Here is a 13690-nt window from a genome sequence, read left to right on the forward strand (position 1 = left end):
CGTGGGCATTGGAAACGGACCGCTCATTGTGCAGTCGGATAAGACCGTGCTGCTGGAAATCGACCACGAACAGGCGCAGGAGGCGCGCACCGCGCTGGCACCGTTCGCGGAGCTGGAGCGCGCGCCGGAGCACGTGCACACCTACCGCATCACCCCGCTGGCGCTGTGGAACGCCCGCGCGGCAGGGCACGACGCGGAGCAGATCATGGACGTGCTGGAAACCTACTCGCGGTTCCCCGCCCCGCAGCCGCTGCTCATCGACATTGCCGACACGATGGATCGCTACGGGCGGCTGAAGCTCATCAAGCACCCAGCGCACGGGCTCGTGCTAGAGACGACGGACAGGGCTGTGCTGACGGAGATCCGGCGTCACAAAAAGATCAAGCCCATGTTGGGCGCAGAGATCGACGAGGACTCGATCGTTGTGCACCCTTCCGAGCGCGGCAGGCTCAAGCAGGAACTGCTGAAGGTCGGCTGGCCCGCAGAGGACCTGGCGGGATACGTCGACGGCGAGGCACACCCCATCGAGCTGTCGCAGGAACACGAAGAATGGCAGCTGCGCGACTACCAGGAGATGGCGGCCGATAGCTTCTGGGAAGGCGGCTCGGGCGTGGTAGTGCTGCCATGTGGTGCGGGCAAGACGATGGTCGGCGCGGCCTCGATGGCCAAGGCAAAGGCCACCACCCTGATCCTGGTGACGAACACCGTCGCGGGCAGGCAGTGGAAGGACGAGCTAGTGCGCCGCACCTCCCTGACGGAGGATGAAATCGGCGAATACTCCGGAGAGAAGAAGGAGATCCGCCCCGTGACCATCGCCACCTACCAAGTGGTCACGCGCAAGTCGAAGGGCGAATACCGGGCGCTGGAGCTGTTCGACTCCCGCGACTGGGGCTTAATCATTTACGACGAGGTTCACCTGCTGCCTGCCCCGGTGTTCCGCATGACCTCCGACCTGCAGTCTCGCCGCCGTCTGGGGCTCACCGCCACCCTGGTGCGCGAGGACGGCCGCGAAGGCGACGTATTCAGCCTGATCGGGCCGAAGCGCTATGACGCCCCATGGAAGGACATCGAGGCCTTCCTGGATCGCATGTCCCCCGGCGGTCTCTCGTCCGTTCCCCAGTCCCTGCGGTATTTGATTGACGACGCCACCAGGGCATTCCAGCAGGGCTCCGCCACCGAACCCCACTCGGCTCGTGTCCCGTCTCGCGTGGATACTCCCCAGCGCAACATCATGGACATCACTGGGGACTCCACCGAGATCGCCTCGGAGATCGACGGCGCCGTGGAGGGTTTTCGCCGCGCCCACGACCAGGCCATCGCCGTGGACCCGGCGGACGGCACGAAGGCCTCGGACACCCGGACCTTCCGCTCGCCGCGGGAGATCATGTCCGAGCTGCGCCGCGCCTATACCGCGGGCACACAGGTGCGCCTGCACTACGTGGACTATGCGGGTGCCACCAGCCATGACTGGATCTCCATCGTGATGATGACCCCCTCCACCATCTCCGCGGTGCTCGAATCCACCGGGGAGAGCCTCACGATCCAACCCCACCGCATCGCTGCGGTGGACGTGCCGTGCTTGAAGTGTCCCAGGTTTTGTTCCGTTTGATGAAACCCGTTTTTGAAACAACGTACGGAGCACAACGCACGCCGATGCCAAAGCTTCCGCAACATCGACTACCTCATCAAACCCACGACAGTGGGATTCACACCCTCAATCCCCACGCGTGGGTTAAGCGACAAAATGTGTGTCCGGAATCGTTGATTTTCATGCTCTGAACTCCGCGTTTGCGGAAAATATATGCTCCAAAAGCATATATTGGCCCTCTCTTGCGAAAATCCCCGGTGTGGCTGCCATGGTGTGCTACGGAGCGGTGGTTCGGTTGCCCAATGCCAAAGAACCGACCACGCTGCCATTGTGGCGGCGATATGAAACGAAACGGCACCACCAGCAACGGGACGACCCGGTGGCGGTGCAAAATCTGCGGTGCTTCACTGACCAAGCAGCGCAGCGATATCACCAACGCAGCCCTATTTCGTGCGTTCATCCAGCACCTGACCGCCGGGACCAGTCTTGCGGCGATCGCCGGCAACATGAGCTGCTCGACACGTACGCTGCAGCGCAAATTCGATGCCTTTTGGCTGGTTGACGTGCCTGACCCGACCATCGGCCATACAGGCAGGGTCTACGACCAGATCTTCATCGACGGCACCTACACCGCAGGTGGCTGTCTGATCGTGGCGGCAACGCTCGACCACGTCATCGCCTGGCACTGGTGCAAACAAGAAACCACACACGACTACAAGCGCCTGCTCGAGCGCATCGAAGCACCGTTGATCGCTGTGATCGACGGTGGCCGAGGAGCCACAAGCGCAATTAAAACGTGCTGGCCAAACACCAAAATCCAACGCTGCCTCGTGCACGCCCAACGCAGAGTACGCCGCTACACCACCTCACGACCACGCACTGATGCTGGCCGCACCATCTACCGACTCGCGCTGAAACTCACCCGCATCACCACCCTGGACGAGGCTGCACAATGGGGTGCACAACTGCAAGAGTTTCACACGCTCTACAAGGATTGGCTCAACGAAAAGACACAGGTCAAAGACCCGAAAACAGCAAAAGACACACTCGTGTGGACCCATGTCAACGTGCGCAAGGCCTACAACAGTCTCAACCACCTGTGGCGCAATGACCTGCTGTTTGTCTACCTCAAGCCCCCGAAAGGTGTGCTCGAGCCGCACCGGATCAAATCCACCACCAACAGTCTTGAAGGCGGCATCAACGCCCAGCTGAAGCTCCTTGCAAGAACTCATCGCGGCAGACGCGGTGAGCACCAACGCAAAATGCTGGATTGGTGGCTGTATCTGAAAACGGAACTGCCTGGCGATCCAATAGAAATCGCCAGACAGTCCAACTGGGGCCAGAACCAACTCGCCAAAGTTACAACCCTGACCCGAAACGAGAACCAAGCCGACTATGAAACAGGACAACCAGCCCTCTACGACAACGGTATCGATACCGAGTACACACACTCAATCGGCATCCAAAAAGGCCACATCTAACCCCGCGACACGCCGATAGCAGACACACATTTTGTCGCTTAACCCGTTAAGGTGTGCGCATATGACTACAACCAACGAGATCAGGGTCGCGGAGGTAGCGGACGCGGGGGTCGTCGCAAAGCTATTGCGCGATTTCAACACAGAGTTTGATACCCCGGTTCCCGAAGGCCTTGAGGAGCGGTTTGCGCAGATCATCGCACACGACGACGCCTTCGTTCTCCTCGCCGGCGATATTGGTTTCGCCTACGTCACCCTGCGCCCGAGCCCGTATTACGACGGGCCGGTGGCGATGCTCGACGAGCTCTACGTCGCACCTGCCCACCGCAATCGCGGGGTCGGCACGGCGCTGCTGCAGCGGGTCTTCGAGGAGATCCGCAAGCACAGCGCCGGCGAATTACAAATCAACGTCGACGAGGTAGACACCGATGCGCGCCGCTTTTACGAACGCCACGGCCTGACCAACATCGAGCAAGGCTCCCGCATGCTGCTCTACATCCGGGAGCTTTAGGCCGGAAGCGATAGCTTTGCGACGAGCCCACCACCGGCCCGCGGCGCAAGCACCAGGGATCCGCCATGGGCGTTCGCGATCGCATCGACGAGTGCCAGCCCGAGCCCGTGGCCGGCACCTGCGGTGCGTTCGGCGCGCGCGAATGGTTCGGTCCAGGTTGCAACCTCGGCCGCGGAGTAGGTCTCGCCGCCGGATTCCACGGTGACCTCAGCGAAGTTGCCCACCTTGCGCAGGGTGAGCGCGGGGTTGTTGCCGTGGGTGAGTGCGTTGCGCACCAGGTTGTCCACCGCCTGGCGGGTCAGGGTGGGGGAGGCGTCCACGGTCACGGGCACGGCGTCGGCGGGGACGTTGCGGTCGGCGCACACCTCGCGGCACAGTTCTGCCAGGTCGAGGCGCTGCCGGTCGCGCACGTCCACGTTGGCCAGCTGGAGTAGGGCGGCGACGGTGTCGGCGCTGCGGGCGTTGACCTCGCGCACGCGGGTTAGCGTGGGACGCAGCCCGCCGTCGTCGCCGGTCAGGGCCACGTCTGCCATGGTCTGGATGGTTGCGATCGGAGTCTTCAACTCATGGGAGGCGTTGGAGGCGAACCGGCGCTGGCGCTCCACTGCGCCCGCCAATTCGTCGAGCATGACGTTGAGCGCGTCTGCGAGTTCGCCGACCTCGTCGTCGGGACCATGGTGGGTGATGCGGGCTGAGAGGTCGCCGCGGGTGACGGAGGCGGCGTCGTCGGCAATGTCGCGAAGAGGTTTGATCACCAGGCCTGCCACGAACCAGCCGATCACACCCGCAAGCAGGGTCAACAGGGCAAGTACCGACAGGGAGGCGAGGAGGACGCGGCGCAGGATCTCGCTGGTGATCGGCACGGCACCGTCGATGATGACACCGTCCTCCACCGTGGGGAAGGTGGCCGTTACCGGCACCGGGGTGAGCTTCAGGTAGGCATACACCAGCCCGATCAGAGCCAACCCCATCCCAAGCACCGTGGCCACGAACATCACCGTAATGCGGGCCCGCAAACTCAGCCTCATCGTTCCTCCTCCGCCACGTAGTAGCCGGCGCCGGCCACGGTGTGCACGATGCGCGGTTCGCCTAGCTTCTTGCGCAGGTGCGACACCGTCACGCGCGGGGAGTTGGTGAACGGGTCCGCGTTTTCGTCCCACGCCTCCGCGAGCAGGTCCTCGGCAGAGATCACCCCGCCGTCGGCCTCCATGAGTACCTCGAGCACAGCGAACTCCTTCGGGCTCAGTGGCACCGTCTCGCCACCACGGGTGACCTCGCGCCGAAAGGTGTCTAGGCGCACATCCCCGCAGCGATACACCTCGCCGCGCGCCGGGGCGTTGCGCTTCGCCAACGCATTAACCCGCGCGATTAACTCCGGCACCTCGAACGGTTTGGGCAGATAATCGTCGGCGCCGAGCCCGAAGCCTTCCAGCCTGTCGTCCAGGGAGCCGGACGCGGTCAGCATGATCACCCGGGTCGCGGGATGCGTATCGACGACCCACCTGCACACCTCATCACCATGCAACCCCGGCAGGTCCCGGTCGAGCACGACGACGTCGGGGCGGGTGTCGTCGATACGCGAACGCGCCTCCAAGCCGTCATACACGGCACTAGCCTGCATGTTTGCGTTGTTGAGTGCGGTGGCGATGGCGTCGGCGAGATAGGCTTCGTCGTCGATCACAAGTACCCGAATTGTCATGAGCCCGATCGTATCGGCGGGGGTGTTGCGCCCACGTTAACGTCACCGCAACATCTGGCTGCGTAACTTCCACAGCCATGCAGACCCGAAACGTAGGAATCGACGCCGCCCGCGCGGTGGCACTCGTCGCCATGATGGTCGCGCACCTCACCGTCCAAGAGGGCATCACTGCACAGGTGCTGTTCGGCTTCCCGGCCGCACTGTTCGCCTTCATCGCCGGTGTCTCAATGGGGTACATGCGCGCCCAGCCCGCCGAGTTCATCGTGCGCGGCATCCTTCTGATCGCCCTGCACTTCGCGCTCGCCCCATTTTCGGGGTCGATCGTGGTGGTGCTCGGCACCATCGGGGTCTGCATGGCGCTGCTCGCCTGGGCGCCACGCTGGGACACACCACTGTTGCTGTGGCTCGCGTGCGCCCTCACTTTTGGCTCGGCGGTGCTCGCGCCGTCGTCCTGGCCGTACCCGCCCATGATGTGGGCCACGCTCATGATCGCCGGCATCCTGTTCAAACGCTACATGCCGTTGTGGCCCGGCCTCGTGGTCGGCGGGGCGCTGTTCGCCCTGGATGTGGCGCTGCGCTGGACCACACCGTTGCCACCGCTTCTCGACGCCACCGGCCACACCGGAGGACTCATGGACGTTGTGGGCAGCGTGGGGCGTCGATAAGCATCTGCGCCCTGTGCTGCCTGGCGCAACGCTGGCTCGGATGGCTCGCCCCGCTGGGCCGGATGCCGCTGACTCTGTACTGCATCCACGTGCTCACCGCTGAGTGGCTCAACGTTTGGGTGACCGTGGGCGGCGCCATCGTGATCGCTTACGTATGGCTCGCGATATTTCAGCGCGGGCCGCTTGAAACTGTAATTCGCCGCATCACCGCGGTAGTGAAGGAGAACAATCGTGAAAAAGCTCGCAGCTAGCCTCGCCGTCGCAGGCGCCCTCGTCGCCCAGCCCGCATGGGCGATGGAAAGCACCACCTTCGCCGGCGACGTCGACGAAGCCAAGCCCGTGGTCTCCGTGCGTGTCGACGACTCCGATCCCGACGACGGCGTCTGCACCGGCACCGCCATCGACCCCCACTGGGTCATCACCGCCCGCCACTGCGTCGAGGCCGCCGCCAAGCCGGGCGGCTCGGTGCGCACCGGCCAGGGAGACGACCAGCGCGTCTACAAGGTGGACCGCCACGAGGTTGCCCCGCGCGGCGACATCGCCCTGCTCCACACCGAAGAGGAAATGCAGCTAGATACGTTCGCCGAGGTTGCAGACGAGGTCCCCGCCGGCGCTGTGAACATCTACGGCTGGTCCTCCGACGGCTCGGGAGGCTCCACCGAGCTGCCCTCCGCCGAGGCCGAGGTCCGCGGCGATTCCCCGCTCGCCCTTTTCGACGCCCCAACCGCCCTCGAGGTCGCCCTCAAGAACGGCGCCCGTATCCAGCCGGGCGACTCCGGCGGCGCTATCTTCGCCGACGGCAAGGTCGCCGGCATCATGTCGGCTGGACTCTTCGAGGACCCGGACAACCCGACGGAGGAGGAAATGACCTCTAATGCCGCCGTCGCGGTGGCGCCGGTTGCCGAGCAGGCCGAGTGGATCCGAGGCGTCGTCGGTGGTGAGGGTGCGGATTCTTCCGCGGACGCTTCTCCGGAAGCTGAGGCTGAGCCATCGGCTTCCTGGCGCAACGTCGCGATCGGCCTGGGCGTTTTGGCCCTCGTCGTTGCTGGGTTCCTGGTGCTGCTGCGCCGCCGCTCCAACTAGGCTTTGTGTTGAGGGGGTGTTCCTATATAGGTTGTCAACTCCGTGGGTGAGGTTGTTGGGGGTATGAAGGGCTTCTGCTTCGCCGTGTGAATGTTGTTTTCGGGCATCTCGAGGAGCCGATTGGGCTTGCTGCTCAATCGGCTTGGATGGGAGCTGTTGGTTCTAAGCTGCTGTGACCTCTTGGACTGTGGAGATGTCTCGGTAGAGCTCGCCGCTACGCATCATGGCGAAGAGAACGTTTAGGCGTCGGCGTGCGAGTGCGACAACTGCGGCGTTGTGTCTTTTGCCTTCTTTGCGTTTTCGTTCATAGAATTGTCGGGAACGCTCGTGGAATCTGATCGATGCAAAAGACGATTGCCATAGGGCGTTCTTTAATTTTTTGTTGCCAGCCCGGTTGGGCGAATTCGACATGATGGACGTTCCCGACTGATTCGTCCGCGGTGATAGGCCTGCATAGGACGCTAGGTGCGCTGCATCGGGGAAGTCGGACATATCGCCAACGGTCATGAGGATCTGCGCGGCGCTACGCGGACCGATGCCGGGCATGGATAAAAGAATCTCGGTGTGAGGAATGTCCTGGATGAGCTTGAGTACCTGTGCCTCGATTTCTTTACGATGCTCGAGTTTGGCCAATGCATCTTTGGCGGACATTGCTACGCCAAGTTCGGCGTATTCTGCCCCGGCAATGGACACGGTCTGCCCGTGGATGGCAGCAAGCATGGCATCGATGACAGGCTCAGGATTGCGCGCCCTGTGACTGCGCGCAAAGGCTGCCAGACGTGCTCTACCGACGCGTCGAATCTTGGTGGGGCCACCGTATTTCGCAAGTAGGTGGAGGATCCACTTGCGATGAATCACCTGTCCGCGCAGAACATGTTCGAATGCAGGATAGGTTCCCACGAGCGCGGATCGCATCTGGTTAATCAGGCGTGTGTAGGCCCGGGCGAGATCTTCGTCAATACCGTTGAGCACTTTCAGCTGGATAAAGACTTCCTCAACGCGGTCGACGCTGCGCAAGGCATCCGGAAGTTTAAGACCGGCATGGGCGATGACGTAGGCGTCGCGCACATCGGTCTTGGAGTTGCCGACGTGGATGCGAGAGAGCTGCCGCATCGCAAGCCCCGGTAGATAGCGAACGTCGGCCCCCATGTCTTGGGCGACTGCGACGGTTAACCGGCCGATGTTGTTGGGTTGATCGACAATGACAAGAACCGAAGCGTCATCGGCGAGAAAGGGTTAAGCGACAAAATGTGTGTCCGGAATCGTTGATTTTCATGCTCTGAACTCCGCGTTTGCGGAAAATATATGCTCCAAAAGCATATATTGGCCCTCTCTTGCGAAAATCCCCGGTGTGGCTGCCATGGTGTGCTACGGAGCGGTGGTTCGGTTGCCCAATGCCAAAGAACCGACCACGCTGCCATTGTGGCGGCGATATGAAACGAAACGGCACCACCAGCAACGGGACGACCCGGTGGCGGTGCAAAATCTGCGGTGCTTCACTGACCAAGCAGCGCAGCGATATCACCAACGCAGCCCTATTTCGTGCGTTCATCCAGCACCTGACCGCCGGGACCAGTCTTGCGGCGATCGCCGGCAACATGAGCTGCTCGACACGTACGCTGCAGCGCAAATTCGATGCCTTTTGGCTGGTTGACGTGCCTGACCCGACCATCGGCCATACAGGCAGGGTCTACGACCAGATCTTCATCGACGGCACCTACACCGCAGGTGGCTGTCTGATCGTGGCGGCAACGCTCGACCACGTCATCGCCTGGCACTGGTGCAAACAAGAAACCACACACGACTACAAGCGCCTGCTCGAGCGCATCGAAGCACCGTTGATCGCTGTGATCGACGGTGGCCGAGGAGCCACAAGCGCAATTAAAACGTGCTGGCCAAACACCAAAATCCAACGCTGCCTCGTGCACGCCCAACGCAGAGTACGCCGCTACACCACCTCACGACCACGCACTGATGCTGGCCGCACCATCTACCGACTCGCGCTGAAACTCACCCGCATCACCACCCTGGACGAGGCTGCACAATGGGGTGCACAACTGCAAGAGTTTCACACGCTCTACAAGGATTGGCTCAACGAAAAGACACAGGTCAAAGACCCGAAAACAGCAAAAGACACACTCGTGTGGACCCATGTCAACGTGCGCAAGGCCTACAACAGTCTCAACCACCTGTGGCGCAATGACCTGCTGTTTGTCTACCTCAAGCCCCCGAAAGGTGTGCTCGAGCCGCACCGGATCAAATCCACCACCAACAGTCTTGAAGGCGGCATCAACGCCCAGCTGAAGCTCCTTGCAAGAACTCATCGCGGCAGACGCGGTGAGCACCAACGCAAAATGCTGGATTGGTGGCTGTATCTGAAAACGGAACTGCCTGGCGATCCAATAGAAATCGCCAGACAGTCCAACTGGGGCCAGAACCAACTCGCCAAAGTTACAACCCTGACCCGAAACGAGAACCAAGCCGACTATGAAACAGGACAACCAGCCCTCTACGACAACGGTATCGATACCGAGTACACACACTCAATCGGCATCCAAAAAGGCCACATCTAACCCCGCGACACGCCGATAGCAGACACACATTTTGTCGCTTAACCCCCACGCGTGCAATCTTGCTTTGGACATAAAAAAGCTCCCAGGCATCCCCGGGAGCTTGTCTCGGGCATCCCCGAGACGTCGGAATAACCGAAAGGAATCAGTTAAACACTCGACACGATTGATCGTAGAAAACGTAGCCGAAAAAAGCAACAAACTCCCACGTGAGACGTAAAATCAAAGCTCCCAATTAAACATATGCCAAGACATATGTTTAAGCATATGGCTTAACATATGGCAAAACATATGCTAATATGAAACCCACAGCTCAAAGGACACTTTGAGAACACAACACTCGACACCTAAAAGGAGCAGCCATGCCCGTAATTTCCTGCCTCAACGCCAAAGGCGGAACCGGAAAAACCACCAGCGCAATCAACCTCGCCGCCGTCGCCGCCTACCGTGGATACACCGTCCACGTCCTCGACGCCGACGCCGAACAAGGCACCGCCTCCGAATGGATCGAATACGCCAACGACGCCTTCGAAGAAAACCCCAACGCCCCCCACGTTGACGTCGAAGTCGAAGCCGTCAACCGAGGAATCCTCGCGCGCAAGGTAAAAAAATACAGCGACGACCTTGTCATCATCGACGGCCCACCCAGCAATCACAGCATGTCTGAACTCATCATCGAAAACTCAGACTTCGTCGTCATTCCCACCACCGGCACCCACACGGATATGGCACAAACCTGGAAAATCATCGACGTCATTCCAGAAGGCAAACACTACGCCGTACTGCCCACCATCTGGGACAAGCGCAAAAGCACTGCCGACCGCGCCCGGAAAGTCCTTGAAGACGAAGGAATCCCAGTCATTTGGCCCGGCGTAGAATCCCGCGCCTACTTCGACCGCCAATTCGGACACTGGCCCCGCAACAGCGCCAAAGAACTACACGGCTATCCCGCAATCTTTGACAAAATCATCGCCCAAATCACCAACTAACCACACCTTAAAAAGGAGCAACCATGAACGACACCCCAGGACTGGCACGCCCGAAAAAGAAGCAAACCGACGCCCAAGGAAAACCCACCCTCACCAAAGACACCGGACTTAATACCACCAAGGTCACAAAGGCCACCAAGAAAGAAAAGCCCCACCGCACCACCGTCAACCTGCCCTACTCCATCTACAAAGAACTACGCAGAAACTGGGCAGAAACCAGCACCCCTATCTACCGCCAACTTCTAGAAGCCTGGGAACTAATCACCGACCACGGCGCGGACTACCAGCCTGCAGACGCGACCTACAACACCGACGAGCTCACCCGCACCACCACCGTCTACATCCCCAAAGACACCCTGAAGGCCATGCAAAAAATCCGCAGCAAGTATGGAGCCTCCATCGCCGACCAGCTCATCTCCTCCTGGGCTCAACAAACCGGCTGGGAAGGATAACCACCCGCGACACCAAGGAGCCACCATGTCCCACGAGACTCCCCACATCGCCGACCGCGCAGACAACGACCCGCGCGAAGACCCCGAAGCGCTACTTATCGCAGCCCTGCTCTGGAACCGCGACACCACCCAAGCGGTAAACCTGACACAAACACTCACCCCCGCCGACTTCTACTCCACCGACTACGCCGCAATCTTTGCCACCATCAGCCAACAACTCAAAAGCGGCAGACCCTACGACCCCGCCAGCGTGCGCACAGCCCTACACGCCGAAGGCGACCAATCCGGCATACTCACCGATAACATCGACGGACTTATCACCATGCTCACCAACCTAGAGCACATACCGCCGAAAATAACCGACTACGCCGAAGCCGTAGCCTCCAACTCGTATCGCCGCCAATACCGCCACATGGTCGAACGCCTTAACCGCCAGGCGCACACCGCACCAGAAAAAGACCTCTACCCACTGCTAGTAAAAGAAGGTAAAAAACAACGCCGCATTAAAGACCGCTACTACCGCAATCACAAAGACACCCCGCAAGAGCGCCACTAAACCACACCCACCCCACGGTGGCCTTCGCTCCAATTTCCTCGCTTCGCTGCGGGAATTTCCACGACCTTCAATCATGGCCTGACCACCCCACCGCGCACCCGAGCGCAACTCCCGTGGAAAACAACCCCCAACACCACCGTGAAAGACCAGCCACACAGCCACACGCCGCAACCAGTGTCCGTTTCGGCAGATACGCTTTCATCTCCGCCTTCGGCAGCTTAACCCGCCTGTGGCTACGGTCAAGAACTTTCGCGGCATAAACCGCTCCCGCGCGCCCCGAATCCGGGGCGCTTTTCGCTATTTATTCCACGCTTTCTTGACCTCCACCACAGGCGGGCGCAGGCACTACGTGCCGGAGATGAAAGCAAGAAAAATGCACGCCCACACCCCAGACCGACACCACCGGCACCAGTAAAACTACAGGTGGCGGCCACAAACCCCGAACATATGCTAAAGCATATGGCCTAACATATGTCTTGCCATATGTTAAAACATATGTTAAACTAGAGGCATACCGTGACGGAAGGCAACACTCGACCAGAAAGGAGCAGACATGCTCACCATCTACACCAAACCCGGATGCCACCCCTGCCGACTGACCATCAAAACCGCCAACAAACTCGGCCTCAACTACCAAGAAAAACCCGCCAAAGAACACACCGGCTACCTCGCCACCCTCGGCCACGCCAGCGCCCCCGTCATCGTCGACGAAGCCGGCAACAGCTTCTCCGGCTTCCGCCCCGACAAACTACGCCAAGCCGCATAACCCACAAAGCAAGGAGCACCCCATGGCCCAGGACACTGCCGAGACCATCAGCGCCACCATCACCGTCACCAACTCCGAAGCCTGCCTCATCTCCGCCATGCTCACCAGCGGCGACAAAGACACCATCGCCACCATCACCGACAAACTCGACCCCGCAGACTTCGCCAACACCCTACTGGCGAGAATCTTTGCCACCCTACAAGAACTCGTCAACGACAGCCGCCCCACCGACGCCTCCACCGTCCTCAACACCCTCCAAGCCAAAGGCAACCGCGACGGACTCGCCGACGACCAACACCACATCATGACAGAACTGGTCACCCTCAAAATCGTCGACCTCCACCTCGCCGACTACGCCCGCCAAGTAGCCAGCACCAGCTACCGCCGCCAATACCTCCACATGACCGAACAACTCCGCCACGCCGCCGAACACGCCCCCGAAGCCGAACTACTCGACATCATGATCAACCACGGCATAGGCCAACGCAAAGCCTGGCAACGCTACCAAGACATCACCACACTCTAAGCCCAGCAGGGTGTGCACACCCCGCCGATACGATCAAAAGCGTCCTCGAAGTTTCAACCGAAAGGAAGCTTGCCGCCATGGCCTCATACACCCTCGCCGCCTTCACTCTCGCCGCCCTCCTGGCCTTGACGATCCTCGCCCTCAGCGACGCTAATGAGCGCGCGGACATCGCCCTCTTCGGCCTGGCCGTCCCGGCTGTGTTCTGGACAGTCCCACCCGTCGTGCTCCGACTGACGGGATACTCCGCATCCGAAACTGTCTTCTTTATCGCCCTAGCAACCGCGGGGTTTTGGGTCCTGCTGGCCGGGTATCAGCTACGCCAAGCGCTCGCATAAGAGCAGCACACAGGCCATAAACCGCACTAACCCGCCTGCCATATGCCTTAACATACGCTAAAGCATATGGCCTAACATATGTCTTGCCATATGTTAAAACATATGTTAAACTAAAGGCACGCCGCACGGAAGAGACATCTTCCACCACACACGCGGCACCACTCGACACCAACCGAAAGGAACGCCAGACATGGCAACCACCCTAGGACTACTGATCCTCATCGCCGCCACCACACTCATCGTGCCCATTATCAACTACCTCAGCAACGCAGAAATGCGCCTGCGACAGCTACCCGCAGACACCAGCCGCACCATCAAAGAAACCTACCGCCCACTATTCACACTCGCCGCAGCCATAGCCGTCCTACTCCCGCTCCTGGCCAATGTCGCCGTCTTCCCTCAAGGGGTAAAAGCAATCTTCATCCCCTCCGCAATCGCCCTTGAGGTTACCCTCGTTTAGTGGACACCCTAT

16 protein-coding genes and 1 pseudogene are annotated in these 13690 nt (G+C 60.4%); 14 read left to right on the forward strand and 3 right to left on the reverse strand.

Translation table 11 applies throughout. From position 1 onward, the window contains the following. Position 1 precedes the first annotated feature (1 nt). The 3 genes from LG376_RS03475 (at position 2) to aac(3)-XI (ending at position 3577) form a co-directional block, all read left to right on the forward strand. Entirely contained in the window at positions 2 to 1609 is a 1608-nt protein-coding gene (locus tag LG376_RS03475; protein WP_225746172.1) for a helicase-associated domain-containing protein, read from the forward strand. Positions 1610 to 1890: 281 nt separating this feature from the next. Then, positions 1891 to 3069, forward strand: coding sequence for an IS256-like element ISCre1 family transposase (locus tag LG376_RS03480; RefSeq protein WP_013887464.1), 1179 nt, complete (start codon positions 1891 to 1893; stop codon positions 3067 to 3069). Between the two features lie 61 nt (positions 3070 to 3130). Next, the gene (gene aac(3)-XI, locus LG376_RS03485) at positions 3131 to 3577 is read left to right on the forward strand and encodes an aminoglycoside N-acetyltransferase AAC(3)-XI (RefSeq protein ID WP_046095284.1); all 447 of its coding nucleotides are present in this window, start codon (positions 3131 to 3133) and stop codon (positions 3575 to 3577) included. On the opposite strand, the gene LG376_RS03490 is transcribed toward aac(3)-XI, so the two are convergent. Together LG376_RS03490 and LG376_RS03495 are read right to left on the reverse strand one after the other, a co-directional pair. Further along, positions 3574 to 4605, reverse strand: a complete 1032-nt coding sequence (locus LG376_RS03490; protein WP_046095285.1) for a HAMP domain-containing sensor histidine kinase — start codon at positions 4603 to 4605, stop codon at positions 3574 to 3576. The two genes, aac(3)-XI and LG376_RS03490, sit on opposite strands and share 4 nt — an antisense overlap. After that, the gene (locus LG376_RS03495) at positions 4602 to 5270 is read right to left on the reverse strand and encodes a response regulator transcription factor (protein WP_193391061.1); all 669 of its coding nucleotides are present in this window, start codon (positions 5268 to 5270) and stop codon (positions 4602 to 4604) included. Before LG376_RS03495 ends, LG376_RS03490 begins: the two co-directional genes overlap by 4 nt. Positions 5271 to 5353: 83 nt before the next feature. Here LG376_RS03495 and LG376_RS03500 point away from each other — a divergent pair, with 83 nt between their 5' ends. From LG376_RS03500 to LG376_RS03510, 3 genes are all read left to right on the forward strand, one after another. Further along, positions 5354 to 5941, forward strand: coding sequence for a hypothetical protein (locus tag LG376_RS03500; protein WP_225746173.1), 588 nt, complete (start codon positions 5354 to 5356; stop codon positions 5939 to 5941). 62 nt (positions 5942 to 6003) lie between these two features. Then, positions 6004 to 6192 carry a DUF418 domain-containing protein gene (locus LG376_RS03505; protein ID WP_225746174.1) on the forward strand — a complete coding sequence of 63 codons (189 nt, stop codon included), beginning with the start codon at positions 6004 to 6006 and terminating at the stop codon, positions 6190 to 6192. Next, positions 6173 to 7024: a trypsin-like serine protease gene (locus LG376_RS03510; protein WP_049147424.1), complete on the forward strand. Its 852-nt coding sequence runs from the start codon at positions 6173 to 6175 to the stop codon at positions 7022 to 7024. Before LG376_RS03505 ends, LG376_RS03510 begins: the two co-directional genes overlap by 20 nt. A 162-nt stretch (positions 7025 to 7186) precedes the next feature. Here LG376_RS03510 and LG376_RS03515 read toward each other — a convergent pair. Continuing rightward, positions 7187 to 8257, reverse strand: a pseudogene (locus LG376_RS03515) (IS110 family transposase); the annotation flags it as partial. Positions 8258 to 8418: 161 nt separating this feature from the next. Here LG376_RS03515 and LG376_RS03520 point away from each other — a divergent pair. The 8 genes from LG376_RS03520 (at position 8419) to LG376_RS03555 (ending at position 13678) form a co-directional block, all read left to right on the forward strand. Beyond that, positions 8419 to 9597: an IS256-like element ISCre1 family transposase gene (locus LG376_RS03520; protein WP_013887464.1), complete on the forward strand. Its 1179-nt coding sequence runs from the start codon at positions 8419 to 8421 to the stop codon at positions 9595 to 9597. Between the two features lie 359 nt (positions 9598 to 9956). After that, on the forward strand, positions 9957 to 10583 hold the full coding sequence (locus tag LG376_RS03525) for a ParA family protein (protein ID WP_011116990.1): 627 nt from the start codon (positions 9957 to 9959) through the stop codon (positions 10581 to 10583). A gap of 23 nt (positions 10584 to 10606) precedes the next feature. Further along, positions 10607 to 11035: a hypothetical protein gene (locus tag LG376_RS03530; protein WP_011116989.1), complete on the forward strand. Its 429-nt coding sequence runs from the start codon at positions 10607 to 10609 to the stop codon at positions 11033 to 11035. A 25-nt stretch (positions 11036 to 11060) separates the two neighbouring features. Further along, the gene (locus LG376_RS03535; protein WP_011116988.1) at positions 11061 to 11591 is read left to right on the forward strand and encodes a DnaB-like helicase N-terminal domain-containing protein; all 531 of its coding nucleotides are present in this window, start codon (positions 11061 to 11063) and stop codon (positions 11589 to 11591) included. 553 nt (positions 11592 to 12144) lie between these two features. Next, positions 12145 to 12357, forward strand: coding sequence for a glutaredoxin family protein (locus LG376_RS03540; protein WP_011116987.1), 213 nt, complete (start codon positions 12145 to 12147; stop codon positions 12355 to 12357). Positions 12358 to 12379: 22 nt separating this feature from the next. Beyond that, entirely contained in the window at positions 12380 to 12883 is a 504-nt protein-coding gene (locus LG376_RS03545) for a DnaB-like helicase N-terminal domain-containing protein (RefSeq protein WP_011116986.1), read from the forward strand. 77 nt (positions 12884 to 12960) lie between these two features. After that, on the forward strand, positions 12961 to 13218 hold the full coding sequence (locus LG376_RS03550) for a hypothetical protein (protein WP_011116985.1): 258 nt from the start codon (positions 12961 to 12963) through the stop codon (positions 13216 to 13218). 190 nt (positions 13219 to 13408) lie between these two features. Further along, entirely contained in the window at positions 13409 to 13678 is a 270-nt protein-coding gene (locus LG376_RS03555; RefSeq protein WP_225746175.1) for a hypothetical protein, read from the forward strand. Positions 13679 to 13690: the final 12 nt, after the last annotated feature.

Source organism: Corynebacterium sp. Marseille-P4611 (assembly GCF_916618765.1).
Classification (GTDB): domain Bacteria; phylum Actinomycetota; class Actinomycetes; order Mycobacteriales; family Mycobacteriaceae; genus Corynebacterium; species Corynebacterium marquesiae.